Source organism: Blautia acetica (assembly GCF_038739805.1).
Taxonomy (GTDB): domain Bacteria; phylum Bacillota; class Clostridia; order Lachnospirales; family Lachnospiraceae; genus Blautia.
Window position 1 is genome coordinate 248,328 of sequence record NZ_JBBEWO010000001.1, and the last position, 26,160, is coordinate 274,487.

Genomic DNA, 26,160 nt, shown 5'->3' on the forward strand with positions numbered 1-26,160 from the left:
AAAAATCCCTGGGTTGGATTTGCATTTTAAAACGTATTCTGCTAAACTAAGAAAATGTAAAAAAACAAAGGAGGGAATACGAATGCCGCCTTTACAGGGACAATGGCTGGAGGCTTTAAAGCCGGAATTTAAGAAAGCCTACTATAAAGAATTGTTTGACAAGGTGGGACAGGAATATCAGCAGAGAAAGATATTTCCTGCACCGGATGATATTTTTAACGCGTTTCATTTTACGCCGCTTGATGAAGTGAAGGTTGTGATTTTAGGGCAGGACCCGTATCACAATGACGGACAGGCTCATGGACTTTGTTTTTCCGTGAAGCCAGATGTGGAAATTCCTCCTTCGCTGGTAAACATTTACCAGGAACTGCATGAGGACTGCGGCTGCTTTATTCCGAATAATGGCTATCTGGAAAAATGGGCAAAGCAGGGCGTACTGCTTCTGAATACAGTGCTGACTGTGCGGGCCCACCAGGCCAATTCTCACAGAGGGATTGGATGGGAACAATTTACGGATGCGGCTATCCAAATACTGAATGAGCAGGACAGACCCATGGTTTTTCTGCTTTGGGGACGCCCGGCACAGATGAAGCGCAGCATGCTGACCAATCCCAAACATTTGATTCTAGAGGCTCCTCATCCCAGCCCGCTGTCTGCCTACCGGGGCTTTTTCGGGTGCAGGCATTTCAGCAAAGCCAATGCATTTCTGGAAAGCCAAGGGCTTTCGACCATTGACTGGCAGATAGAAAACAGATAGAGGATGAAAATACATGGGAAAGAAAAATGACAATACTTTAGTAAAAAATGCTTCGTTTCTGATGGTGGCTGCGCTGATTTCCAAGATTATCGGACTGATTTATAAAAGTCCTCTTTCCAGTACTATGGGAAAGGAAAGTTTTGGCTGCTTTCAATTTGCTCAAAATGTGTACTTTATTTTGCTGATGATTGCCTCTTTCAGCATTCCCCAGGCTGTGTCTAAGATTATGGCGGAACGGCTGGCCTTTAAACGATACCGGGACGCCCAGAAAATCTTTAAAGGTGCGCTTTTATATGCAGTGGTGGTAGGAGGCGCAGTAGCCATTGTCTGTGTTGCAGGCGCACCGATTCTGGTGCCGGAGCGTATGGCAAATGCCAGACTGGCATTGCAGTTTTTAGCGCCTACGATTTTTCTCTCAGGAATTTTGGGAGTGTTCCGGGGTTATTTCCAGGCTTACCGCAACATGCTGCCGACTTCTATTTCTCAGATTGTAGAGCAGACTGCAGTGGCTGTTGTGGCCCTTGTTATGGCTAACTTTATGGTACATCATTTTGCCGATGCACCCGAAAATACCCTGCGAAGCTGGAGTGCGGCAGGTGCAACCATGGGAACAGGGGCCGGAGTGCTTACCGCCCTGTTGTTTATGCTTTTTGTTTATCAGGTAAACCGCAGAGGGATTCAGAAAAAAATAGCCAAAGACAGGGTTTCGGTAGATGAAAGCTACAGGGCGGTCATGAAGACGCTGATTCTGATTATGGCGCCCATTTTGCTCAGTGCCTTTTTGTACAATGTAAACGGATACATTAACAGTATGATTTATACCACGATTTCCGGATTGAAGGGAATGAAAAGCAGCGTGGTGGAAGGACTTTATGCAGAGTGCGGTTTCTTTCTGACAATTATTAATATTCCGCTGACCCTGTCCAGTACAGCCCCTACTTCTATGATGCCGGAGGTATCCGCAGCGTATGCCAGAGGAGATATTTTGACTGTAAAGGAAAAAATCAATAAAGCAACCTGGCTGAGTATGTTTATTTCTATCCCCTGCAGCGTAGGGCTGTTTGCGCTGGCCGGACCTGTGACGAAGCTGTTGTTTTCTACCACAGACGGTACAGCGGGGCGCCTGATGATGCTGGGTGTCATTACGGTAATCATGAACGGAATGTCTAATATCTCCAACGGTGTGCTGCAGGGGATTGGCAAAGCCAATTTACCCATGATTCACGCGGCCATTGCCCTTGGGGTTGATGTGGTTGTTATGACTGTGCTGATGTTTGCCACAAACTTGGGGATTTATACGGTGGTTATTGCTATGATTGTCTACGCGCTGGTGATGTGTGTGTTAAATGACCGCTCTATGAAAAAAGAACTGGGATATGAAAATCCCTGGAAGGAAGCCTATCTTCCTCCTTTTCTGGCCTCTGTACCTATGGGGCTTGCAGCATTCCTGTCATACCAGGGACTGCATGCTGTGCTGAAATCCAATTTCCTGGCTCTGATACCGGCCATTGTACTGGGAGCAGGCATATATTTTGTGGTATATCTTGCAGCGGCAAAACCTGACGCAGAGACACTGGCAGGAGTGCCGGGAGGTGTGGTTCTGGCAAAAATAAGCCGGAAACTCCATTTAGTGAAATAAAAAAGCGAAATGAAAAAGAGAGTTGCTTTTCTTGTCCATGCAACTCTCTTTTTCCATAGAAAAAAATAACCGTTTCTAAGGCTGCAGCTTCTTAAATGCAGTGGAAAGCATCAGTTTGATACGGTTTAGCTGATTCACTTCGCTGGCTCCGGGGTCGTAGTCTACGGCTACAATGTTGGCTTCCGGATAATCGCTGCGAATGGCCTTGATAACGCCTTTACCTACAATGTGGTTAGGCAGACAGCCGAAAGGCTGAATACAGACAATATTTGGCACGTTTCCGTGAATGAGCTCCATCATTTCTCCGGTGAGGAACCAGCCCTCGCCCGTCTGATTTCCGAGAGAAACAATGGGTTCTGCCATTTTTGCCAAATCTTCAATTCTGGCAGATGGCGTAAAGTGTTTACTCTTTTCAAACTCTTTGTTTGCTGCACTGCGGATAAATTCAATAGCAGAAATTCCCAGCTTTCCTTTTTGGGCCAGCGATTTCTTAAAGCCCAGATAATCGGATTTGAAATTCAGGTTATAGAAGCAGTAGCACATAAAGTCAATCAAATCCGGACAAACCGCTTCGGCTCCTTCCTTTTCCAGCAGTTCTGCCAGATGGTTGTTGGCCGCAGGCAGGAATTTTACCAGAATTTCGCCTACAATGCCGACTCTTGGCTTTTTCTCGTCTGTAATAGGCAGAGCGTCAAATTCTCGAATCATTTCCCGGCAGATACGGTTAAACTGTGCGAAAGCCGTATGTCTGCTGCTTAAGAAAGAGATACAACGTTTTTCCCATTTGCGGTGCAGGGCATTGGCAGAGCCTTTTACCACCTCGTAGGGGCGCATACGGTACACACATTTCATAAGAATATCGCCGAATACAGCGCCGTAAGCCAGACGTGTGGCCAGCTTTGGCGTAATCTTAAAGCCCGGGTTGGATTCCAAACCGCTTAAGTTGATGGATATAACCGGAATATAGGACATATCTGCTTTGGCAAGAGCCCGGCGGATAAAGCCGATATAGTTGGAAGCACGGCAGCCGCCCCCTGTCTGGGACATAATAATCGCCACCTTATGTAAGTCATATTTTCCCGAAAGCAGCGCCTGCATAATCTGTCCGACTACCATAAGGGAAGGGTAGCAGGCGTCGTTGTTTACGTATTTCAGTCCCACATCCACGGCTTCTTTGTTGTCGTTTGGCAGAACCTCCAGGTTGTATCCGCTGGCACAGAAAGCTGCCTGCAGAATGTTAAAATGAATGGGCGACATCTGGGGACATAAAATGGTGTAATTCTTCCGCATTTCCTCTGTAAACGGCACACGCTCTATAGAGGAGGGCAGGATATTTCTCTGTTTGTGCTGTTGTTCCTTGGCCTTGATGGCAGCAATCAGGGAGCGGACGCGGATACGGGCAGCTCCTAAGTTGTTCACCTCGTCAATTTTCAGGCAGGTATAGATTTTTCCGCTTTGGGAAAGAATTTCATTTACCTGGTCTGTGGTAACGGCGTCCAAACCGCAGCCAAAAGAGTTTAACTGAATCAAATCCAGATTCTCCCGTTCTTTTACAAAGTTTGCGGCAGCGTAAAGCCTTGTGTGGTACATCCACTGGTCATTGACACGGAGAGGGCGCTCAAGGGGAGCCAGGTGGGAAATGGAATCCTCTGTCAGCACGGCCAGTCCATAGGAATTAATCAAATCCGGGATACCGTGGTGGATTTCCGGGTCAATGTGGTAAGGGCGTCCGGCAAGCACAATCCCCCGTCTGCCGGTTTTGTCCAGGTAAGCCAGGGTTTCTTCGCCTTTTCTTTTGATGTCTTCTCTGCAGGCAGACAGTTCTTCCCAGGCTAAATGTGCAGCTTTGCGGACTTCTGCAGCGGGAATATCCGGAAATTCCTGTACCAGCCGATCGGTTACAGTGTCTTCCCCGGTAAGAGAGAGGAAAGGATTGTGGAACCGGATGGACGGGTCTTTTAATTCATCCACATTGTTTTTAATATTCTCCGCATAAGAGGTTACGATAGGGCAGTTGTAGTGGTTGACCGAATCGTCAAACTCCTGTCTTTCGTAAGGAATACAAGGGTAGAAGATATATTTCACTCCTTGTTTTAACAGCCAGGAAACGTGTCCGTGTGCCAGCTTTGCCGGGTAACACTCGGATTCGCTGGGGATGGATTCAATGCCCAGTTCGTAAATTTTCCTGGTAGAAGTGGGAGACAGCACCACCTGATATCCCAAATTGGTGAAAAACGTATACCAGAAAGGATAGTTCTCAAACAGATTCAGTACACGGGGAATCCCCACCTGTCCTCTGGGGGCCTTGTCAGGAGTAAGCGGCACATAGGAGAACAGCTTTTTATATTTATATTCGTATAAGTTGGGTATATGGTCTTTGTTCTTCTCTTTGCCGATACCGCGTTCACAGCGGTTGCCGGAAATATACTGGCGTCCGCCGGAAAATTTGTTAATGGTCAGACGGCAGTTGTTGGTACAGCCTTTACAGTTGGCCATGGTGGTTTTGTATTCCAGGGTATTGATTTTCTCTATAGGTAGCATGGTGGAAGCTTTCTCTTTGTCATAGCGTTCCCTTGCAATCAGGGCAGCGCCGAATGCGCCCATAATGCCGGCAATATCCGGACGGATGGCTTCGCACTGTGCAATTTTTTCAAAACTGCGCAGCACTGCGTCATTATAGAACGTTCCACCCTGTACTACAATGTGTCTGCCCAGTTCCGAGGCGTCAGAAACTTTAATAACCTTGTAAAGGGCATTTTTGATAACAGAATAAGCCAGTCCGGCGGAAATGTCCGCAACAGAAGCGCCTTCTTTTTGAGCCTGTTTTACTTTTGAATTCATGAAAACCGTACAGCGGGTGCCTAAATCAATGGGGTGTTCGGCAAAAAGAGCGGCTTTTGCAAAGTCCTGTACACTGTAATTTAAGGATTTCGCAAAGGTTTCGATAAAGGAGCCGCAGCCGGATGAGCAGGCCTCATTTAACTGTACGCTGTCTACGGTCTGGTCTTTGATTTTGATACACTTCATATCCTGGCCGCCGATGTCCAGAATACAGTCTACCTCCGGATCGAAAAAGGCAGCGGCATAGTAATGGGAAACGGTTTCTACCTCACCTTCGTCCAGCATTAAAGCCGCTTTTATCAGTGCTTCTCCGTATCCGGTAGAACAGGACCAGGCAATTCTGGCTCCGGCGGGAAGCTGTTCATAGATTTCCTGGATAGCCCGGATAGACGTAGCCAGGGGATTGCCGTTGTTATTGCTGTAAAAAGAGTAGAGCAGAGAGCCGTCTTCCCCTACCAGCGCGGCTTTCGTGGTGGTAGAACCGGCATCGATTCCCAGATAGCAGTTTCCGCGGTAAGTGGAAAGCTCCCCTGTTTTTACGTTGTACTTGCTCTGGCGGCGGTTAAAGGCCTGATAATCTTCTTTGGAAGCAAAGAGGGGCTCCATACGGTCTACCTCAAAGTCCATCGCAATGGCAGCTCTGAGACGGTCACGCATGGAAAGCAGGCTGACATTCTTTGCGTCCTCTTTGGAATTCAGAGCGGAGCCTATGGCTGCGAACAGGTGGGAATTTTCCGGAACAATGGTATGTTCTTCGTCCAGATTTAAGGTGCGGATAAAAGCGGTCTTTAACTCAGAGAGAAAATGCAGGGGACCGCCCAGAAAAGCCACATGTCCACGGATAGGCTTACCACAGGCCAGACCGCTGATGGTCTGGTTTACCACAGCCTGGAAAATGGAGGCAGCCAGGTCTTCCTTGGTAGCGCCTTCATTAATCAGAGGCTGAATGTCTGTTTTGGCAAATACACCACATCTGGCTGCAATGGGATAGAGCGCCTTGTAATTTTTGGCATATTCGTTCAAACCCGGTGCGTCAGTCTGCAGAAGAGAAGCCATCTGGTCGATGAAAGAGCCGGTTCCTCCGGCGCAGATACCGTTCATACGCTGCTCTACATTGCCGCCTTCAAAATAGATAATTTTTGCATCCTCTCCTCCAAGTTCAATTGCCACATCTGTCTTTGGGGCCAGTTTTTCAAGAGAAGTGGAAACTGCAATGACTTCCTGTACAAAAGGAACTTCCAGATGATTGGCAAGGGTCAGTCCTCCGGAGCCTGTAATGACAGGTGCCGCAGAAATTTCACCCAGGGAATGGCAAGCTTCGTCCAAAAGGTCCGCCAGCGTATTCTGGATATCTGCAAAATGCCGTTTGTAATCAGAAAAAAGTAAATGAGAGTCATGGTCTAAAATGGCAATTTTGACAGTGGTGGAACCAATATCAATGCCCAGAAGGTGTCGGGGTGTCTGTGTTTTTTTTTCTTCTGACATAGTCAGAAACCTCCTTCTTGTATGTGTTTCTACTTATTTATTATATGTTCATAAAAAAATCAAGCTACATTATACGACAAAATGTCAAAAAAAACAATTCCCAATATTTTTCTGCATTGCGTTTAAATAAGGGATATGATAAAATGAACTCTGTAACAAAAAAGAATTCTGACTATTTTTGGTCAGATTCCATAAAAAGAGAAATCACATTCTCCTATGGCATGTAAAACATAGAGAAAAGACAGGAAGAAGAGGAAAATAAATTTATGTATACCGTACTGAAGCAGGAAGGCAGGGCAAAGAGAGCCCGTCTGGAAACCGTACACGGAACCATTGAGACTCCCGTGTTTATGAATGTGGGTACAGCGGCAGCTATTAAGGGGGCTGTGGCTACCACGGATTTGCACGAAATCAAAACCCAGGTGGAATTGTCCAATACCTATCATCTCCATGTGCGCCCCGGTGACCACATTGTGAAGCAGTTGGGAGGACTGCACAAGTTTATGAACTGGGACCGCCCTATTTTAACGGATTCCGGCGGATTTCAGGTATTTTCTCTCTCAAAATTGAGAAAAATCAAAGAAGAGGGCGTGTATTTTAACTCACATGTAGATGGAAGAAAGATTTTTATGGGACCGGAGGAGAGTATGCAGATTCAGTCCAATCTGGGCTCCACCATTGCCATGGCGTTTGACGAATGTCCGTCCAGTGTGGCCAGCAGAGAGTATGTGCAGAATTCTGTAGACCGCACCACCAGATGGCTGCAGAGATGTAAGGACGAGATGGCAAGGCTGAATCAGCTGGAGGATACCGTAAATCCCCATCAGCTTTTGTTCGGAATTAATCAGGGCGCCATTTACGATGATATCCGTATTGCCCATGCAGAAACCATTTCCAAAATGGATTTGGATGGTTATGCTGTCGGTGGTCTGGCTGTGGGGGAAACCCATGAAGAAATGTACCGGATTCTGGACAGTGTAGTACCCCATCTTCCGGTGAATAAGCCCACCTACCTCATGGGAGTGGGAACGCCTGCCAATATTCTGGAGGCCGTGTCAAGAGGCGTGGACTTCTTTGACTGTGTGTACCCCAGCCGTAATGGACGCCACGGTCATGTGTATACCAATTTCGGCAAGATAAATCTTTTTAATGCGAAATATGAACTGGATTCCCGTCCTATTGAGGAGGGATGTCAGTGTCCGGCCTGCCGCCATTACAGCAGAGCTTATATCCGTCATCTGTTAAAGGCAAAAGAAATGCTGGGTATGCGTCTTTGTGTACTGCATAATTTGTATTTCTACAATACGATGATGGAAGAAATCAGAGATGCGCTGGATAAAGGGTGCTACGAAGAATATAAGGCACGGAAATTGGAAAGCATGGCTTTAGGAGCAGGGAAATAAGAAAACCGTTTTTCTCCCATATAAAAAAACTATTAAATTTGGGAAAAACCGGAGAAAATACTTGAAGAAACAAGAAAAATTGTGTATTATAACAATAATGTCTATCAGTCTGACAGACAAAGTTTAAGGTTCAGGAGGAAGCAGGATGTTATTATCAACAGCAGCAGGCGGCACAGGAGGCATGATTACTTTGTTCTTACCGCTGGTGGTATTTTTTCTTTTGATGTATTTCATGATTATGAGACCTCAGAAAAAAGAGCAGCAGAGAGTAAAAAGCATGCTGGCAGCTATGGAAGTGGGCGACAGTGTCGTTACAACAAGTGGTTTCTATGGTATCTTGATTGATATTACAGAAGAAGATGTCATTGTGGAATTTGGAAACAACAGAAACTGCAGAATTCCAATGAGAAAAAGTGCGATTGCCGAAGTAGAAAAAGCAAGCGACGGAGTTGCAGAGTAAAATGAGAATGAGAGGTACTGACGGGATATCCTGCAGTACCTTTTTCTTTCATAAGAAAAGGAGAAGATTATGACAGGTATCAGTTTGTTTGAAGTGATTGGTCCTAATATGGTAGGGCCGTCCAGTTCCCACACAGCGGGCGCAGCCTCTATGGCTCTGCTGGCCAGAAAACTGTTTCCGGGAACCATTCGGCAGGTGCAGTTCACTCTGTATGGTTCTTTTGCCAGAACCTATCGGGGACATGGTACGGACAGGGCGCTTCTGGGCGGTATCATGGGATTTGAAACCGATGATTTGCGGATTCGGGATTCTCTGGAATTGGCAAAAAAGGCGGGAATTGCATACAGCTTTTCAAAAGCGGAAGAAGAGCCGGACGATATTCATCCCAATACTGCGGATATGGATATTCAGGGAACAAACGGAGAGCGGCTTTTTGTCCGTGGCGTTTCTCTGGGCGGCGGAAAAGTAAAGATTGTGAAGCTGAACCAGATAGAAGTAGACTTTACAGGAGAGTACAGTACCCTGATTGTCAGTCAGACAGATAAACCGGGTGTGGTGGCCCATATTACAAAGATTCTAAGTGAGGAAGGGGTGAACATTGCCTTTATGCGTCTGTTTCGGGAGGAGAAAGGTGCGGCAGCGTTTACCATTGTGGAATCAGACGAGAAGATTCCAAAAGAAGTATTGGAAAAAATCAGAGAAAATCCACTGGTATCGGATATTATGCTGGTGCAGTTATAGGAGGACAGGAAAATGGATTTTAATCATGGAACAGAATTGCTGCAGCTATGTGCAGAACAAGGACTTTCCATATCTCAGGTTATGAAAATACGGGAAACCGAGATTTCTCAGATGCGTGGAGAAGAAGTAGAAGTAAAAATGAGAAAAGCTCTGGAAATCATGAAAAATTCGGTAAAAGAACCGTTGATACAGCCGGTGAAGTCCGTAGGAGGACTGATTGGCGGAGAGGCAAAGAAGTTAGAGGAACACCGCCGTATGGGGAAATCTATCTGTGGAACTATGCTGTCAAAAGCTATGACTTATGCCATGGCCGTCCTGGAGGTCAATGCCTCTATGGGTGTGATTGTAGCTGCACCGACTGCAGGTTCTTCCGGAGTGGTGCCGGGGGTACTTCTGGCTCTGCAGGAAGAATATCAGCTGAAAGATGAGGAGATTTTAAACGGGCTCTATACCGCAGGAGCTGTGGGGTATCTGCTTATGCGCAACGCTTCTGTGGCAGGGGCGGAAGCAGGCTGTCAGGCGGAAGTGGGGGCGGCGTCTGCTATGGCTGCTGCTGCTGCCGTGGAAGTCATGGGTGGAAGCCCGCAGATGTGCCTGGACGCAGCCTCTACAGCTTTGTCCAATCTCCTGGGACTGGTTTGCGACCCGGTGGCGGGGCTGGTGGAGGCTCCCTGTCAGACCCGGAACTCCATGGGATCCGCCAATGCTCTTGTGTGTGCGGAGCAGGCGCTGGCCGGTGTGGTGCAGATGATTCCCTTTGATGAAATGGCAGAAGCCATGTACCATGTGGGAAGAAGTCTGCCCTTTGAACTGAGGGAGAGCGCATTGGGAGGCTGTGCGGGAACAGAAGCGGCCTGTAAGAGAACCTGTGAAATTTTCGGAGGAGGAAAAGCGTGACCGGTACACACAACAAAAAAGACGATATCGTTCTTATCTGCTGATTATTCTGGGAACCGGGATTATGTCCGTTGCCATTAATTCTATCTATGATGCCCTGCAGATGGTGACAGGAGGATTTTCCGGTCTGGGAATTGTGATAAAGAGCCTTTCAGAGAACTGGATAGACGGCGGGATTCCTCTTTGGTTTACCAATGCAGTGCTGAATATTCCTTTGTTTTTCCTGGGTATCTGGATAAAGGGCTGGGAGTTTACAAAAAAATCGGTTTTTGGCGCTCTGTGTCTGTCTTTCTGGCTGTATTTCATACCGCCCATTCCTCTGATTCAGGATGATATGCTGTTGGCGGCCCTTGCGGCAGGAGTCATTATGGGAGTGGGAATCGGCTGTATTTTTCTGGGACAGGGAACCACTGGAGGAACGGATATGGCAGCGGCTCTGATACAACATAAGCTGCGCGGTTATTCCATTCCCCAGATTCTGCAGGTTATAGATGGAAGTGTGGTGCTGCTGGGGATTTTTGTCTTTGGGATTCATAAGGCTCTGTATGCGGCAGTGGCGATTTTTATTACCTCCTGGACTGCGGACCGCTTTATGGAAGGAATGCATTTTGCAAAAGGGGCTTATGTGATTACGGAAAAGGAAGAACTGGTATCTAAAAGGATTATGGAAGAGCTGAACCGGGGGCTGACAGGGATTTATGCTCAGGGGATTTATTCCCGTCAGGACAGGAAAATGCTGTTCTGTGTGGTAGGGAAAAAGGAACTTGTGAAATTAAAAGAAGTGGTGGAAGAAACAGACCCGGAGGCTTTTGTGATTGTGACAGATGTCAGAGAAGTTATGGGGAAAGGATTTACAAAAGAGAAAGGATAAAAAAGTTACTATCTATATAGAAACCTGCAATATGCAGGAGTGTCTTTAGGCGAAGGCCAGCAGCCGCAAACGCGCGTGAACTCTGCAGCCACTGTCTTCTATTTCTTAACAATACCCAGTATATAGAACAAATGTGACCACTGTGTGTCGTCAAAATAAAGGAACTATAAACTTTAGAAAATTCCAGGGAATAGAAACCATAACGAAAAGGTATAGCGCAAAAGGGATTATTGCTTGAATTATGGCAGGAAAAGGATTATCATATTACTAATTACATTCTATGAATGACAAAAAAATGACAAAACTGCGGAAAGGGTGACAGTATGAAAAGAAATATAGCGTACATTCCCGGTGACGGAATCGGCCCGGAAATTGTAAGAGAAGCAAAGAAGGTTCTGGATAAAGTCTGCAGTGTGTACGGACATGAGTTTCATTATGAAGAATTGCTTTTAGGCGGCGCTTCCATTGATGCACACGGTGTACCGCTGACAGAGGAGACGATAAAGAAAGCAAAGGTTGCAGATGCCGTTTTGATGGGTTCTATCGGCGGAGACGCAAAGACTTCCCCCTGGTATCAGCTGGAGCCGTCCAAGAGACCGGAGGCAGGCCTTCTGGGTATCCGAAAGGCGCTGAACCTGTTTGCTAATTTAAGACCAGCTTATCTCTATGATGAGTTGAGAAAAGCCTGCCCTTTAAAAGAAGAGGTTATTGGGGACGGCTTCGACATGATTATTGTCAGAGAATTAACGGGAGGTCTGTATTTCGGAGAACGCAAGACGGTAGAAGAAAATGGCGTGAGAAAAGCCGTGGATACGCTGTCTTATAATGAAGAGGAAATTCGCAGAATTGCCATCAAGGCTTTTGAGATTGCAGGCAAAAGAAGAAAAAAAGTGACCAGTGTGGATAAGGCAAATGTATTGGATTCCTCCAGATTGTGGAGAAAGGTTGTGGAAGAGGTGGCAAAAAACTACCCGGACATTACACTGGAACATATGCTGGTGGACAACTGTGCGATGCAGCTGGTACATAATCCGGGACAGTTCGATGTGATTCTCACGGAAAATATGTTTGGAGATATTTTGTCAGACGAGGCCAGTATGGTTACAGGGTCTATCGGTATGCTGTCATCAGCCAGCTTAAACGAGACCAGCTTCGGGCTTTACGAGCCAAGCCATGGTTCAGCTCCGGATATTGCAGGAAAAGACGTTGCAAATCCTATTGCCACCATTTTGTCTGCGGCCATGATGCTGCGCTTCTCTTTGGATTTGGATAAAGAAGCGGACGCAGTGGAGGCAGCTGTGGCACAGGTATTAGAAGAGGGCTACAGAACCCCGGATATTTACTCTGAAGGAATGAAAAAGACAGGAACCGCACAGATGGGGAGTCTCATTGCAGAGCGGATTCAGTAGAGAAGGAACAAATAAAAAGGTCGGAAGGAAGGAAGATAGATGAGAAGTGACGCAGTAAAAAAAGGAATGCAGCAGGCGCCTCACAGGTCCCTGTTTCATGCTTTGGGCATGACCAAGGAAGAAATGGAAAAACCGCTGGTGGGAATTGTCAGCTCTTATAATGAAATCGTACCGGGACATATGAACCTGGATAAAATCGTAAATGCCGTGAAACTGGGCGTTGCCATGGCAGGGGGAACTCCGGTGGTATTTCCGGCCATTGCAGTCTGCGACGGCATTGCCATGGGGCATGTGGGCATGAAATATTCTCTGGTTACCAGAGATTTGATTGCAGATTCTACAGAGGCTATGGCTATGGCACATCAGTTTGACGCCCTGGTTATGGTGCCTAACTGTGATAAAAATGTGCCGGGACTTTTAATGGCAGCAGCCAGAATCAATGTACCTACGGTCTTTGTAAGCGGCGGCCCCATGCTGGCCGGAAAGGTGCAGGGACAGAAGAGAAGCCTTTCCTCCATGTTTGAAGCCGTGGGCTCTTACAGCGCAGGAACTATGACGGAAGAAGAGGTAGAAGAATTTGAAAACCATGTCTGCCCTACCTGCGGTTCCTGTTCCGGTATGTATACGGCAAACAGCATGAACTGCCTGACTGAGGTACTGGGCATGGGATTAAGAGGAAACGGAACCATTCCGGCCGTCTATTCCGAGCGTATCAAGCTGGCGAAGCATGCAGGTATGCAGGTTATGGAAATGTACAGAAGAAACATTCGTCCAAGAGATATTATGACAAAGGAAGCTTTGATGAATGCCCTTACGGTAGACATGGCTCTGGGCTGCTCAACCAACAGCATGCTGCACCTTCCGGCCATTGCACATGAAATCGGCTGGGACTTTGATATAACCTTTGCCAATGAAATCAGTGCCAAAACGCCAAATCTGTGCCATCTGGCACCGGCAGGCCCTACCTATATGGAAGATTTGAATGAAGCCGGCGGCGTGTGGGCTGTTATGAAGGAACTGACCAAGAAAGATTTGCTGAATCTGGATTGTATGACCGTAACCGGAAAGACCGTGGGAGAGAATATTGCCAACTGTGTGAATAAAAATCCGGAAGTTATCCGTCCTATTGAAAATCCATACAGCCAGACAGGGGGACTTGCCGTACTGACAGGAAATCTGGCGCCTCACGGCGGTGTGGTAAAGAGAAGCGCCGTATGCGAGGAAATGATGGTGCACGAAGGCCCGGCCAGAGTCTTTGACTGTGAGGAAGACGCCATTGCAGCCATTAAAGGCGGTAAAATCGTGGCGGGAGATGTGGTGGTTATCCGCTACGAAGGACCGAAAGGCGGCCCCGGTATGCGGGAAATGCTGAATCCCACTTCCGCGATTGCCGGTATGGGACTGGGCTCCAGTGTAGCGCTGATTACAGACGGCCGCTTCTCCGGTGCGTCAAGGGGCGCTTCCATTGGGCATATTTCTCCGGAAGCAGCAGTAGGCGGTCCTATTGCCTTGGTAGAAGAGGGGGATATGATTCGCATTAACATTCCGGAAACCAAGCTGGAACTGGCAGTGTCCGAGGAAGAGCTGGCGGCCAGAAGAGCGAAATGGCAGCCAAGAGAGCCGAAAGTGACTACCGGATATCTGGCACGGTATGCCTCTATGGTAACCAGCGGAAACAGAGGCGCTGTACTGGAAATCCAGAAATAAACAGAGGGAGGATTTGTCTATGCAGCTGACAGGTGCGCAAATCGTAATGGAATGTCTGAAAGAACAGGGTGTCGATACGGTTTTCGGGTATCCGGGCGGTACGATACTGAACATATATGATGAATTGTATAAACAGCAGGGAGAAATCCATCATGTGCTGACTTCCCATGAGCAGGGGGCGGCCCATGCGGCAGACGGTTATGCCCGTTCTACCGGAAAAGTGGGAGTCTGTCTGGCTACCAGCGGTCCCGGCGCTACCAATCTGGTAACGGGAATTGCCACTGCCCATATGGATTCCATCCCCATTGTGGCCATTACCTGCAACGTAGGCCTGCCTCTTCTGGGAAAGGACAGTTTCCAGGAGGTGGATATTGCAGGGGTGGTTATGCCCATTACCAAGCACAGTTTTATCGTGAAGGACGTAACAAAGCTGGCCAGAACAATCCGCCGTGCTTTTGTCATTGCAAAAAGCGGCAGACCGGGGCCGGTACTTGTGGATATTACCAAAGATGTAACGGCAAATAAAACAGAATTTACGCCTTATGTGCCGAAAAAGGTGAAACCTTATGTGGAAGAAATCACACAGGAAAGTCTGGAAAAAGCGGCGCAGATGATTCAGGAAGCGAAACGTCCCTTTATTTTTGTGGGCGGCGGCGCAGCGGCGGCCAATGCCTGGGAAGAAGTCAGAGAACTGGCCCATAAGATTCAGAGTCCGGTGACGGATTCTCTTATGGGAAAAGGCGTGTTTTCCGGTACAGACCCTTATTATACAGGAATGTTGGGTATGCACGGAACCAAAGCCTCCAATCTGGGCGTCACAAAGTGCGACCTGCTCATTGCCATTGGAGCCAGATTTTCTGACCGCGTTATCGGAAATCCGCGGAATTTTGCACGAAACGCAAAAATTCTTCATATTGATGTAGATGCAGCGGAAATCAATAAAAATGTGTTGGTGGACTGCAGTGTTATCGGAGACGCAAAAGAAGTTTTGAAGCAGTTAAATCATATGGTTCCGGCAGCAGAGCATAAAGAATGGTTGGAAACCATAGAAGAATTGAAGGAGAAATACCCCTTATCCTATCATCAGGAAGGACTTACAGGTCCGGGTATTATCGAAGAGTTGTATAAGCAGACCAATGGAGAAGCCATTATTGTGACAGAAGTAGGACAGCACCAGATGTGGGCGGCCCAGTATTACAAATATACCATGCCCCGTACGTTTCTGTCCTCCGGTGGTCTGGGCACCATGGGATACGGTCTGGGAGCGGCCATCGGGGCCAAAATGGGTAATCCGGACAAGGTTGTCATCAATGTAGCGGGAGACGGCTGTTTCCGAATGAATATGAATGAGATTGCCACAGCTACCAGAAATGACCTCCCCTTGATTCAGGTGGTAGTCAACAATCAGGTGCTTGGCATGGTGCGTCAGTGGCAGACTTTGTTCTATGAGGGCAGGTATTCTAATACAGTGTTAAGAGACAAGGTAGACTTTGTGAAGCTGGCAGAAGCCATGGGTGCCGTGGGAATCCGCGTTACCCGAAAAGAAGATTTGGCCGGGGCTATTCAGGAGGCTATTCGGTTAAATACAACAGTGGTTTTGGACTGTATCATTGACAGTGATGACAAAGTATTTCCGATGGTTCCGGCAGGAGCCAACATTGAAGACGCTTTTGACGAGGCGGATTTGGAGAAAAGACAGAAATAAAGAAAGAGAAATCAGAGGAGGAAGCATCATGAGCAGAGTTTACAATTTTTCAGCGGGTCCGGCTGTACTGCCGGAGGAAGTGTTAAGAGAAGCAGCAGATGAAATGTTAGATTACAGAGGCTGCGGCATGTCCGTTATGGAGATGAGTCACCGTTCCGGTATGTTTGAAACAATTCTAAACGAGGCAGAGGCAGATTTGAGAGATTTGCTGCAGATACCGGACAACTACAAGGTGCTCTTTCTGCAGGGAGGGGCCAGCCAGCAGTTTGCCATGATTCCCATGAATCTTATGAAGCACGGGGAGGCAGATTACATTGTCACCGGACAGTGGGCAAAAAAGGCATGGCAGGAAGCGCAGAAATACGGAAAGGCAAACAAGATTGCTTCTTCTGAGGATAAAACCTTTTCTTACATACCGGATTGTTCCGATTTGGATATCAGTCCCAATGCAGATTACGTGTACATCTGTGAAAATAACACCATTTACGGTACAAAATTTAAAAAACTGCCAAATACCAAAGGCAAAACATTGGTGTCTGATGTGTCCTCCTGTTTCCTGTCTGAGCCGGTGGATGTAAGCAAATACGGCATTCTCTACGGCGGCGTACAGAAAAATATCGGCCCGGCCGGCATGGTGATTTCCATTATCCGGGAAGACCTGATTACCGAAGATGTGATGAAAGGCACGCCCACCATGCTGACATTTAAAACCCATGCAGACGCAGGCTCTCTGTACAATACGCCAAACAGCTACTGCATTTATATGTGCGGCAAAGTCTTTAAATGGCTGAAAAATATGGGTGGTCTTGCTGTGATGAAAGAGCGGAACGAAAAGAAAGCAAAGCTTTTGTATGATTTCCTGGATGAAAGCCATTTGTTTAAAGGAACCGTTGTGCCGAAAGACCGTTCTCTTATGAATGTGCCTTTTGTAACCGGAAATGCGCAGTTAGATGCGAAATTTGTAAAAGAGGCAAAGGAAGCGGGACTGGAAAATCTGAAAGGCCACAGAAGTGTGGGCGGCATGAGAGCCAGCATTTACAATGCCATGCCGATAGAAGGTGTGGAAACTCTGGTGGACTTTATGAAAAAATTTGAGAAGGAGAATGTCTAATATGTATCGGTATCATTGTCTGAATCCCATTTCTCAGGTGGGTTTAAAGGAATTTAATCAGGAATATGAAAAGACAGAAGGCGCAACAGAGGCAGATGCCATACTGGTGCGAAGCGCAGATATGCACCAGATGGAACTGCCACAGCAGGTATCGGCCGTAGCAAGAGCCGGTGCAGGTGTCAACAACATTCCCCTGGAGGAACTGGCAAAAAAGGGCGTGGTAGTTTTTAACACACCGGGAGCCAATGCCAACGGCGTAAAGGAAATGGTGCTGGCAGGTATGCTTCTGGCTTCCAGAGACATTGTAGGGGGCATTGAGTGGCTGAAAAGTCAGGAACCGGCAGATGATTTGGCAAAAAAGGCAGAAAAAGAGAAGAAAAAATTTGCAGGATGTGAAATCAGCGGCAAAAAACTGGGCATTATCGGTTTGGGCGCCATAGGCGTTAAGGTAGCCAATGCAGCGGTACATCTGGGAATGGAAGTTTACGGATATGACCCCTTTATTTCTGTAGATGCAGCATGGAGTCTGTCCAGAAACATTCACCACATTAATGAAGTCAGCGAGATTTACCGGGACTGCGACTATATTACCATTCATGTGCCGCTTCTGGAAAGCACGAAAAAAATGATTGGCAGGGAAGAAATCGCACAGATGAAGGATGGTGTCGTTCTTCTGAATTTTGCCAGAGACCTTCTGGTGGATGAAGAGGCTTTGTGCAAAGCCCTGGAAGAAGGAAAGGTGAAAAAATATGTGACGGATTTTGCCAATCCTGTAGTAGCCAATGCTCCAAATACGCTGGTAACCCCGCATCTGGGTGCGTCTACAGAGGAATCTGAGGATAACTGCGCCGTTATGGCGGTTCAACAGGTTATGGATTATCTGGAAAACGGAAACATTAAGAATTCTGTGAATTACCCGGATTGTGACGCCGGAAGATGTGTGGATGCGGGAAGAATTACCATTAACCATAAAAATGTGCCGAACATGATTTCTCAGTTTACCAAAACCCTGGGTGACGCAGGGGTGAATATTGCCAACATGACCAATAAAAGTAAAGGGGATTATGCTTATACCATGCTGGATGTGGCATCCCCCATTGACGGTCAGGTGGCAGAGGCGCTGAAAGCCATTGAGCACGTATACAGAGTCAGAATTGTAAAATAAGAGAAGGGAGGCTGCTGTGCCGCCTGCATAGGAAAAATTTTCTTGTGCAGGGGTGCAGGAACCTCTTTTGACATTTTGTGAAAGGGGAAAAATTATGGCAGATATCCGACCATTTCGGGCAATTCGTCCTATTGCGGCAAAGGCGGCAGAGATTGCGGCTTTGCCTTATGATGTGTACAACAGAGAAGAGGCGGCAGAGGAAACCAAGATACATCCACACTCCTTTCTTGCCATAGACCGTCCGGAGACGCAGTTTTTGCCGGATATGGATATGTACAGCCCGGAAGTTTACGAAAAAGCGGCAAAACTTCTGGAACAGCGAATCCGGGAAGGGGATTTTATCGAAGAGAAGGAACCTTGTTTTTACATTTATGAACTGAAACGGGGCAGCCATGTACAGACGGGAATTGCAGCCTGCGCTTCTGCGGAAGACTATCTGCAGCAGGTTATCCGGCGTCATGAGAACACCAAACCGGAAAAGGAAGCAGACCGTATTCGCCACATACAGGCATGCGGAGCCCAGACAGGGCCAGTGTTTCTGGTACACCGCCCCATAGCGGAGCTTCGCAGACTCCTGGAAATCCGCAAACGGACAGCACCGGTATATCAATTTGTTTCCGAGGATGGAATTGGACACAGAGTCTGGATTATCCGTGAAAAACTGACTATAGAGAAAATTCAGCAGCTTTTTTTGAAAACAGAGGCTCTGTATATTGCAGACGGACACCACAGAGCAGCTTCGGCTGTAAAGACGGCCCTGGAAATGCGAAAAGCCTGCCCGGATAAGAAGGGAAAGGAAGAATACCAGTATTTTCTCAGCGTTTTGTTTCCTTCCGATGAACTGGAAATTCTGGATTACAACCGTGTGGTAAGGGATTTAAACGGGCTTGAAAGAGAGGACTTTCTAGAAGCGCTGAAACAATATTTTTCTGTGACAAAGACAGCAGGTCCGGTGAAACCAAGGAGAAAAGGCAGTTTTGGGCTTTGTCTGCCCGATGGCTGGTATCAGCTGGAACTTATGGAAGCATTTCGGCCTCAGGATGCGGTAGAGGGTCTGGATGTGGCTGTGCTGCAAAATCTTGTACTGGCTCCCATACTTGGCATTGAAAAGCCGGGAGAAGATAAGAGAATTTCTTTTATGGGAGGTATCCGTGGGCTGGAAGAACTGGAAGTACAGGTGAAAAAGCAGGGCGGAGCAGCCTTTTCCCTGTATCCGGTTACTATGGAGGAAATCATGGAAACAGCAGATGAAGGAAGGCTGATGCCGCCGAAATCCACCTGGTTTGAGCCAAAGCTGCGCAGCGGACTCCTTATCCATAAGATAGCTATGGACGGCTGCTGATTTTGTATGGTAAAATAAAAAATAATACTGGATTTTACAGGAGAGAAAGGAAGGACAAACATGAAGAAAAAGATGGCGGTCATGCTGTTGGCTGTGGCTCTGGCAGCAGTATCCATAAGCGGGTGCGGCAGCAAAGCAGCTACAGACACAGAAAAAGAAGAAGAACAGAAAGAAAATCCTGTCGATATAAACATTACAGCCTTAAAAGGGCCTACCGCTATGGGGATGGTGCAGTTTATGGATGAAGCGGAGCAGGGAAAGCTGACGGATGAAAATTATCAGTTCTCCATTGCCGCTTCTGCAGATGAGGTTTCCCCAAAGCTGGTGCAGGGAGAAACGGACATTGCTGCGGTTCCGGCAAACCTGGCCTCTGTACTTTATAATAAAACAGAGGGAAAGGTGCAGGTTCTGGCTGTGAATACCCTTGGGGTGCTGTATCTTGTGGAGAATGGGAACAGTGTGCAGTCTGTGGCGGATTTAAAAGGAAAAACCATTTATGCCAGCGGCAAGGGCTCTACACCGGAGTATGCCCTGGATTATATTTTGTCTGCAAACGGAATTGACCCGGAAAAAGGCGTAACCATCGAGTGGAAAAGCGAACATTCTGAGTGTGTTGCAGCAATTTCCAGTACGGAAAACGGTATTGCCATGCTGCCGCAGCCCTTTGTGACCACGGCCCAGACCAAAAATCCGGCTATCCGTACGGCCTTGGATTTGACGGAAGAATGGGAAAAGGTACAGTCCGGGGAAGATACAAAAAGCAGTATGATTACCGGTGTTGTGGTAGCCCGCACAGAGTTTGTGGAAGAACATCCCCAGGCCGTGGAAGATTTTCTGGAGCATTACGAGGACTCTGTGGAATATGTAAACGAGAATACGAAAGAAGCAGCCCAGTTGGTAGGAAAATATGACATTGTTACTGCAGAAATTGCAGAAAAAGCCCTGCCGGAATGTAACATTGTATATATGGATGGCGAGGATATGAAGGAGCAGCTTTCCGGTTATCTGGAGGTGCTGAAAAACCAGAACCCACAGGCGGTAGGAGGCGCAGTGCCGGGAGATGATTTCTATTATATCGAAAAATAAAAAAAGGCAAATCCGGCTCTGGGCAGTGGCATTTTGGCTGCTTATCTGGCAGGCAGCCAGTATAGCCATCGGACAGGAGATACTTCTGGTATCTCCTGTTGCTGTCTTACAGAGATTGAAAACACTGGTATGGGAAAGTACATTCTGGCTGTCCTGTGCGTTTTCCGTCCTGCGCATTGTCAGCGGATTTTTGCTGGGTACGGCCCTGGGGGTGGTACTGGGAGGAGTTTCTTTTGGTTTTTGCAGAATACGGGAACTTCTGGCGCCTTTGGTGCTTACCATGAAATCCATTCCGGTAGCGTCTTTTGTGATTTTGGTGCTTATCTGGATACCTTCAAAGAATCTGTCCGTATTTATTTCTTTTTTTATGGTTTTTCCGGTGGTTTATACCAATGTGATCCAGGGGATAGAAAGTGTGGATAAAAAGCTGTTGGAAATGGCGCAGGTATTTCAGGTCTCGCGGATGAGAAAAATCCGCTATATTTATCTGTCGCAGGTGCTGCCCTTTTTCCGTTCCGGCTGTTGTGTGGCTCTGGGACTTTGCTGGAAAGCGGGAGTAGCGGCAGAGGTTATCGGAATCCCTGACGGCTCTATTGGAGAGCATTTATATCAGGCAAAGGTGTATCTGGACACGCCGGATTTGTTTGCCTGGACGGTGGTCATTATTGTGATCAGTCTGCTGTTTGAGAAGGTGTTTTTGGGAGTCATTGACTGGGGCGTAAGGAAACTGGAGAGGAGATAGGTATGGGAATCCAAATTACAAATCTGAACAAAGCCTATGGAGAGCATCAGGTATTGGAAAATTTCTGCGCAGAAATTCCGGAAGGGAAAACCACCTGTGTTATGGCAGCCTCAGGAAAAGGGAAAACCACGCTTCTTAGAATCCTTATGGGACTGGAAAAGCCGGATGGCGGAGAGATTACAGGACTGGAAAACAAAAGAATCAGCGCTGTTTTTCAGGAGGACAGGCTGTGCGAAAATCTCAGTACAGAAGCCAATATTCGCCTGGTACAGAAGGGAGGGAAAGGCAGAAGCAGGGACTTTTTGCAGCAGCTGCAAGACGGGTTTTCGGCAGTGGGATTAGAAGGCTGGGGGAAGCGTCCGGTAAAAGAGTTGTCCGGGGGTATGAAGCGAAGGGCGGCCCTTTTAAGAGCTCTGTATGCAGACTGGAATATATTGTTTTTAGACGAGCCGTTTAAGGGACTGGACAGGGAAACAAAGGATAAGGTGCTGGCCTTTGTGCGGGAAAAGTGCAGAGGAAAGACTGTACTTTGCGTTACCCATGAAAAGGAAGAAGCGGAAATCCTGGGAGCGGAAATTTTAGAACTTTGAGATTCACAAGTATGCGAAAAGGAAATAATCCTGGATGTAAAGAGGCACAAGAAGACATATTCCTGTGCCTCTTAAAAGGTCTGTTTCTTTCTACAGCAGTCTCGTTTATCTATTCATCTCAATACTCATCTACATGAAGCAGTTCATGCACTTTTCCTTTCAGAAGTCCATCATAAAGAGAGACAATCAATGGATTTTCGTCTGCCTTGCGGATGCTGGTTACGTTGTCTGCCTGATACAGACCCTCCATTCTGGCGCTCTTCGTGCGGCTGCCGGCTCTCGGAGGCTGTCCGCCGCCCATGATACAACCCCTGCGGCAGGCCATAACTTCCACAATGTGGTACTGCTTTCTGCCGCTTCGGATATTTTCCATAACGGTATGGGCATTGGCCAATCCGCTGACGACGCAGACATGCAGCGGCGTGCCTTTATAGGTAACGGTAAATTCTTTGATACCGTCCTCGCCTCTGGCACCTGCTTCCGCAACGCTGTCCATGGTGGCTTTGTCGTGGCGGTCCGCAAAGCGGCGCAGCATAGCTTCTGTCACACCTCCGGTAACACCGAAGATAACGCCGGCGCCGGAGCCGAATCCAAACGGCATATCACAGGCTTCCGTAACCAGTGTAGAGAATTCAATGCCGGAATTGCGAATCATGCGGATGAGTTCTGTAGTGGTAATAACCACATCAGTATCCTGTTCCCCTTTGGTAAAGTTGTTGGGGCGGAGAATTTCCATTTTCTTCGCGGTACACGGCATGATGGATACCACAAACGTTTTCTTGCCCTGATTTTTCTCCGGGTCACGGTAGTATTCCTTCATAACAGCAGAGAACATACCCTGAGGAGAACGGCAGGTGGAAAGGTTATCCTTAAATTCCGGATACTGGTCACTGAGGTATTTCACCCATGCGGGACAGCAGGAAGTAAAAAGAGGAAGATTTTCACCTTTTTCCACTCTGTCCAGAAATTCCTTGGATTCTTCCATAATGGTAAGGTCTGCGGCAAAGGCTGTATCGTAAACTTCATCAAAGCCCATGCGGTGCAGAACAGCCACCAGCTTGCCCATGACGCTGTGGCCCCGGGTAAGACCGAAAGCATCTCCCACAGCAACCCGGACAGCGGGAGCGACCTGTGCGACTACACGGGTATTGGGGTCTGCAATGGCGTCCCAAACCTCGTCCATCTGCGTTTTAATACTGATGGCTCCGGTTGGACAGAAGACCCGGCACTGACCGCAGCTTACACAATCCGTGGCGGACAGGGGTTTGTCAAAAGCAGGCATAACCATGGCGTCCGTACCCCGGTGCGCAAAGCCCAGCACCCCCAGTCCCTGAAGTTCGCTGCAGGCCCGGACACAGTCTCCGCAGAGGATGCATTTATTGGGGTCTCTTACCAGCGCAGGAGAACTGTCATCCAAAGGACGCGGCTCTCTGGTGTTCTGGAAACGCACGGAAGTAATATTCATGCGGTGTGCCAAATCCTGCAGCACACATTCGCCGCTTTTTACACAAGTGGTGCAGTCCCGGCAATGTGCAGACAACAGCAGTTCCACAATCATTTTTCTGTATTTTTTGATTTTTCCCGAGTTGGTATAAATCACCATGCCGTCTCTTGGCTCTTCTGAGCAGGAGGCAAAGGTGCGTCCCCGGTCATCTTCTACGGTACACAAGCGACAGGCACCGAAAATGGATAATTCCGAATGATAGCAAAGCGTTGGCAAATCAATGCCGGCATTGCGGATAACAGAAAGGACATTTTTTTCATCGGTAAACGCTACCTTTCTGCCGTCTATTGTCATAAATCCCATAATAGTCCCTCCTAATATTCAACATAAACTGCATCAAATGCACAGTTTTCCCGGCAGGAATCACACTTGATACAAAGATTCGGATTGATGTGGTAAGTTTCCTTGCGGACGCCGGTAATAGCTCCCACAGGACAGTTCTTTGCACATTTGCCGCAGCCCTTACAGAATTCGGGATTGATGATATAGCGTCTCATGGCAGTACAGCTTTTCGCCGCACATTTGTGTTCCAAAATATGCTCCTCGTATTCCTTGCGGAAGGTCTTTAATGTACTGATAACCGGCAAAGGCGCACTCTTTCCAAGACCGCACAGCGCCATGCCCTTTACCATAGAGGCCAGTTCCTCCAGGGTATCCAAATCTTCCAGCTTTCCTTCTCCGTTTACAATGCGTTCCAGAATTTCCAGCATGCGTTTCGTGCCTTCCCGGCAGGGAACACATTTTCCGCAGGATTCTCTCTGGGTGAAACTCATGAAAAAGCGGGCTACTTCTACCATGCAGGTGTTTTCATCCATAACTACCAGGCCGCCGGAGCCCATAATGGCATTGTATTTCTTTACATTGTCAAAATCCAGCCCTACATCCAGATGTTCACTGGTGAGACAGCCGCCGGAGGGACCGCCAATCTGAATGGCTTTGAAGTCTCCGCCGCCTTTGATACCGCCGCCGATGTCGTAAATAATTTCCCGCAGGGTGGTTCCCATGGGAACTTCGATAAGTCCTGTGTTTTCAATGGAACCGGTGATGGAGAACGTCTTAGTTCCCGGACTCCCCTCAGTGCCGATGGTTCTGAACCACTGGGCTCCTTTTAAGATAATACCGGGTACATTGGCAAAAGTTTCTACATTGTTTAAAACCGTTGGTTTCGCCCACAGACCCTGGTCAACAGTCCTTGGCGGTTTGGTACGGGGCATACCGCGGTCCCCTTCGATAGAAGCGGTAAGGGCAGAGCCTTCTCCGCAGACGAAAGCGCCGGCGCCCCGGTTAATATGCATATGGAAAGAAAAATCAGTTCCCAGAATGTGATTTCCAAGGAGTCCTTTTTCTTCCGCCTGGCGAATAGCATGACGCAGACGGGCTACAGAAAGAGGATATTCTGCGCGAACATAGATATAACCGTTTTGTGCCCCTGTTGCGTAAGCGGCAATGGTCATACCTTCGATTAAGCGGTAAGGGTCGCCTTCCATTACGCTGCCGTCCATGAAAGCACCTGGGTCGCCCTCGTCACCATTACATACCACAAAATGTTCCGGTACGTCTTTGTGGGCTGCCACCTGTTTCCACTTTCTTCCGGCAGGGAAACCGCCGCCGCCTCTTCCCCGAAGCTTAGATTGGTCTACCTCCTCTAAAACATCCTCCGGTGTCATGTCAAAGAGCGCTTTGGCAAGGGCGTCGTATCCGCCGGAAGCTATGTATTCGTCCAGAGATTCCGCATCGAATTTACCGCAGTTTTCCAATACGATTCTGGTCTGTTTGGCAATGAAAGGAATTTCATCGGGAGTTGCGTAGGATTCTCCGTTTTTCTTATAAAACAGCCGTTCTACAGGCTCCTGTTTTAAAACCGTGCGCTGGAAGATTTCCTGGCAGTCTTCTTCCTGTACTTTCACATACTGGTAATGGCAGGGTTCGATTCTCACCAGAGGGCCAAGTTCACAAATTCCCTGACATCCGGTTTTGACAGCGCCGATATGAGGAACATCTTTTTGAAATTCCACGGACACTCCTTCTAAATCCTGACACAGTTCCAGCATTTTGTTGTATATTTTTTCGGAACCTGAAGCTACGCAGCCGGTTCCGGCACATACCAGGATTCTGCACTTGTAAGCGTCGATTTCTTTTTGGGCAGCTTCCCGTTCTTTTAATAAGGCATCTCTGTTTTCAATTATCATACATTGTCACCTCGCAGTTCCGCAATTAATTCCAGCGCCTTTTCCGGCGTCATGGATGGGTGGACTTCGTTGTTGACCGTCATGGTAGGGGCAAGACCGCAGGCACCGAGACAGGATACCGTTTCCACGGTAAAGAGCATATCGTCAGTGGTGTGTTTTTTTCTGCTGAGTCCCAGTTCTTTTTGCAGGGCTTCCAGAATTGGGATGGACTTACGGACATGACAGGCTGTTCCGTCGCAGACTTTAATGATGTATTTTCCCTTGGGTTCAAAAGAAAAGTTTTCATAGAAAGTGGCTACGCTGTACGCCTTTGCCTCACGGACACCGATTTCCTTTGCCACATAGGTCAGCAATTCTCCGGGCAGATAACGGTATTCTGCCTGAATATCCTGCATAATGGGAATCAGAGAACTTGCTTTTCGGCCATAGAATTCAATAATCTCGTCAGTTTTTTCATAGTAGCTTTGGTCGAGCATGATTGCATACCTCCTCATACATTGTCAATACACCGCCAAA

General features: G+C 47.6%; 20 protein-coding genes. 16 read left to right on the plus strand and 4 right to left on the minus strand.

Annotated elements, in window-relative coordinates; translation table 11 throughout:
* The first annotated feature begins 82 nt into the window (after positions 1-82).
* Positions 83-757: a uracil-DNA glycosylase gene (gene ung, locus WBS51_RS01185; RefSeq protein WP_173747425.1), complete on the plus strand. Its 675-nt coding sequence runs from the start codon at positions 83-85 to the stop codon at positions 755-757.
* A gap of 13 nt (positions 758-770) precedes the next feature.
* The gene (locus WBS51_RS01190) at positions 771-2,396 is read left to right on the plus strand and encodes a putative polysaccharide biosynthesis protein (RefSeq protein ID WP_291681970.1); all 1,626 of its coding nucleotides are present in this window, start codon (positions 771-773) and stop codon (positions 2,394-2,396) included.
* Between the two features lie 75 nt (positions 2,397-2,471).
* Here the strand turns inward: WBS51_RS01190 and WBS51_RS01195 are convergent, their stop codons facing one another.
* The gene (locus tag WBS51_RS01195) at positions 2,472-6,722 is read right to left on the minus strand and encodes a 2-hydroxyacyl-CoA dehydratase (protein ID WP_291681968.1); all 4,251 of its coding nucleotides are present in this window, start codon (positions 6,720-6,722) and stop codon (positions 2,472-2,474) included.
* Positions 6,723-6,988: 266 nt separating this feature from the next.
* Between WBS51_RS01195 and tgt the strand changes: the two genes are divergently transcribed.
* From tgt to WBS51_RS01265, 14 genes are all read left to right on the plus strand, one after another.
* Positions 6,989-8,125: a tRNA guanosine(34) transglycosylase Tgt gene (gene tgt, locus WBS51_RS01200; RefSeq protein ID WP_173747431.1), complete on the plus strand. Its 1,137-nt coding sequence runs from the start codon at positions 6,989-6,991 to the stop codon at positions 8,123-8,125.
* A 145-nt stretch (positions 8,126-8,270) separates the two neighbouring features.
* A complete protein-coding gene (gene yajC / locus WBS51_RS01205) occupies positions 8,271-8,585 on the plus strand; it encodes a preprotein translocase subunit YajC (RefSeq protein ID WP_291681965.1) in 315 nt (104 codons plus the stop codon).
* 69 nt (positions 8,586-8,654) lie between these two features.
* Positions 8,655-9,326, plus strand: coding sequence for an L-serine ammonia-lyase, iron-sulfur-dependent subunit beta (sdaAB, locus tag WBS51_RS01210; protein ID WP_173747435.1), 672 nt, complete (start codon positions 8,655-8,657; stop codon positions 9,324-9,326).
* 12 nt (positions 9,327-9,338) lie between these two features.
* On the plus strand, positions 9,339-10,223 hold the full coding sequence (sdaAA, locus tag WBS51_RS01215; RefSeq protein ID WP_173747437.1) for an L-serine ammonia-lyase, iron-sulfur-dependent, subunit alpha: 885 nt from the start codon (positions 9,339-9,341) through the stop codon (positions 10,221-10,223).
* Complete coding sequence (locus WBS51_RS01220; protein ID WP_342694034.1) at positions 10,162-11,094, plus strand: YitT family protein; 933 nt, start codon at positions 10,162-10,164, stop codon at positions 11,092-11,094. The genes sdaAA and WBS51_RS01220 overlap by 62 nt, the downstream gene beginning before the upstream one ends.
* Before the next feature lie 323 nt (positions 11,095-11,417).
* A complete protein-coding gene (leuB, locus tag WBS51_RS01225; RefSeq protein ID WP_291681961.1) occupies positions 11,418-12,503 on the plus strand; it encodes a 3-isopropylmalate dehydrogenase in 1,086 nt (361 codons plus the stop codon).
* Positions 12,504-12,542: 39 nt separating this feature from the next.
* The gene (gene ilvD, locus WBS51_RS01230; protein WP_173747443.1) at positions 12,543-14,210 is read left to right on the plus strand and encodes a dihydroxy-acid dehydratase; all 1,668 of its coding nucleotides are present in this window, start codon (positions 12,543-12,545) and stop codon (positions 14,208-14,210) included.
* A gap of 19 nt (positions 14,211-14,229) precedes the next feature.
* Positions 14,230-15,915, plus strand: a complete 1,686-nt coding sequence (gene ilvB, locus WBS51_RS01235) for a biosynthetic-type acetolactate synthase large subunit (RefSeq protein WP_173747445.1) — start codon at positions 14,230-14,232, stop codon at positions 15,913-15,915.
* A 28-nt stretch (positions 15,916-15,943) separates the two neighbouring features.
* Positions 15,944-17,026 carry a 3-phosphoserine/phosphohydroxythreonine transaminase gene (serC, locus tag WBS51_RS01240; protein WP_173747447.1) on the plus strand — a complete coding sequence of 361 codons (1,083 nt, stop codon included), beginning with the start codon at positions 15,944-15,946 and terminating at the stop codon, positions 17,024-17,026.
* Between the two features lies 1 nt (position 17,027).
* Positions 17,028-18,191, plus strand: coding sequence for a phosphoglycerate dehydrogenase (locus tag WBS51_RS01245; RefSeq protein WP_291681958.1), 1,164 nt, complete (start codon positions 17,028-17,030; stop codon positions 18,189-18,191).
* Positions 18,192-18,285: 94 nt separating this feature from the next.
* The gene (locus WBS51_RS01250) at positions 18,286-19,533 is read left to right on the plus strand and encodes a DUF1015 domain-containing protein (RefSeq protein WP_291681956.1); all 1,248 of its coding nucleotides are present in this window, start codon (positions 18,286-18,288) and stop codon (positions 19,531-19,533) included.
* Between the two features lie 60 nt (positions 19,534-19,593).
* The gene (locus tag WBS51_RS01255) at positions 19,594-20,619 is read left to right on the plus strand and encodes an ABC transporter substrate-binding protein (RefSeq protein ID WP_291681954.1); all 1,026 of its coding nucleotides are present in this window, start codon (positions 19,594-19,596) and stop codon (positions 20,617-20,619) included.
* A 25-nt stretch (positions 20,620-20,644) separates the two neighbouring features.
* Positions 20,645-21,361, plus strand: coding sequence for an ABC transporter permease (locus WBS51_RS01260; RefSeq protein WP_462904520.1), 717 nt, complete (start codon positions 20,645-20,647; stop codon positions 21,359-21,361).
* 2 nt (positions 21,362-21,363) lie between these two features.
* Positions 21,364-21,951, plus strand: coding sequence for an ATP-binding cassette domain-containing protein (locus WBS51_RS01265; RefSeq protein WP_173747457.1), 588 nt, complete (start codon positions 21,364-21,366; stop codon positions 21,949-21,951).
* A gap of 118 nt (positions 21,952-22,069) precedes the next feature.
* On the opposite strand, the gene WBS51_RS01270 is transcribed toward WBS51_RS01265, so the two are convergent.
* From WBS51_RS01270 to WBS51_RS01280, 3 genes are read right to left on the minus strand one after another with little or no spacing between them, the layout of a single operon-like run.
* Entirely contained in the window at positions 22,070-23,758 is a 1,689-nt protein-coding gene (locus WBS51_RS01270; RefSeq protein ID WP_291681950.1) for a [FeFe] hydrogenase, group A, read from the minus strand.
* Between the two features lie 11 nt (positions 23,759-23,769).
* Positions 23,770-25,644 (minus strand): NADH-ubiquinone oxidoreductase-F iron-sulfur binding region domain-containing protein, encoded by a 1,875-nt coding sequence (locus WBS51_RS01275; protein WP_173747461.1) that lies wholly within the window; start codon positions 25,642-25,644, stop codon positions 23,770-23,772.
* Positions 25,641-26,120, minus strand: a complete 480-nt coding sequence (locus WBS51_RS01280) for a complex I 24 kDa subunit family protein (protein WP_173747463.1) — start codon at positions 26,118-26,120, stop codon at positions 25,641-25,643. Before WBS51_RS01280 ends, WBS51_RS01275 begins: the two co-directional genes overlap by 4 nt.
* Positions 26,121-26,160: the final 40 nt, after the last annotated feature.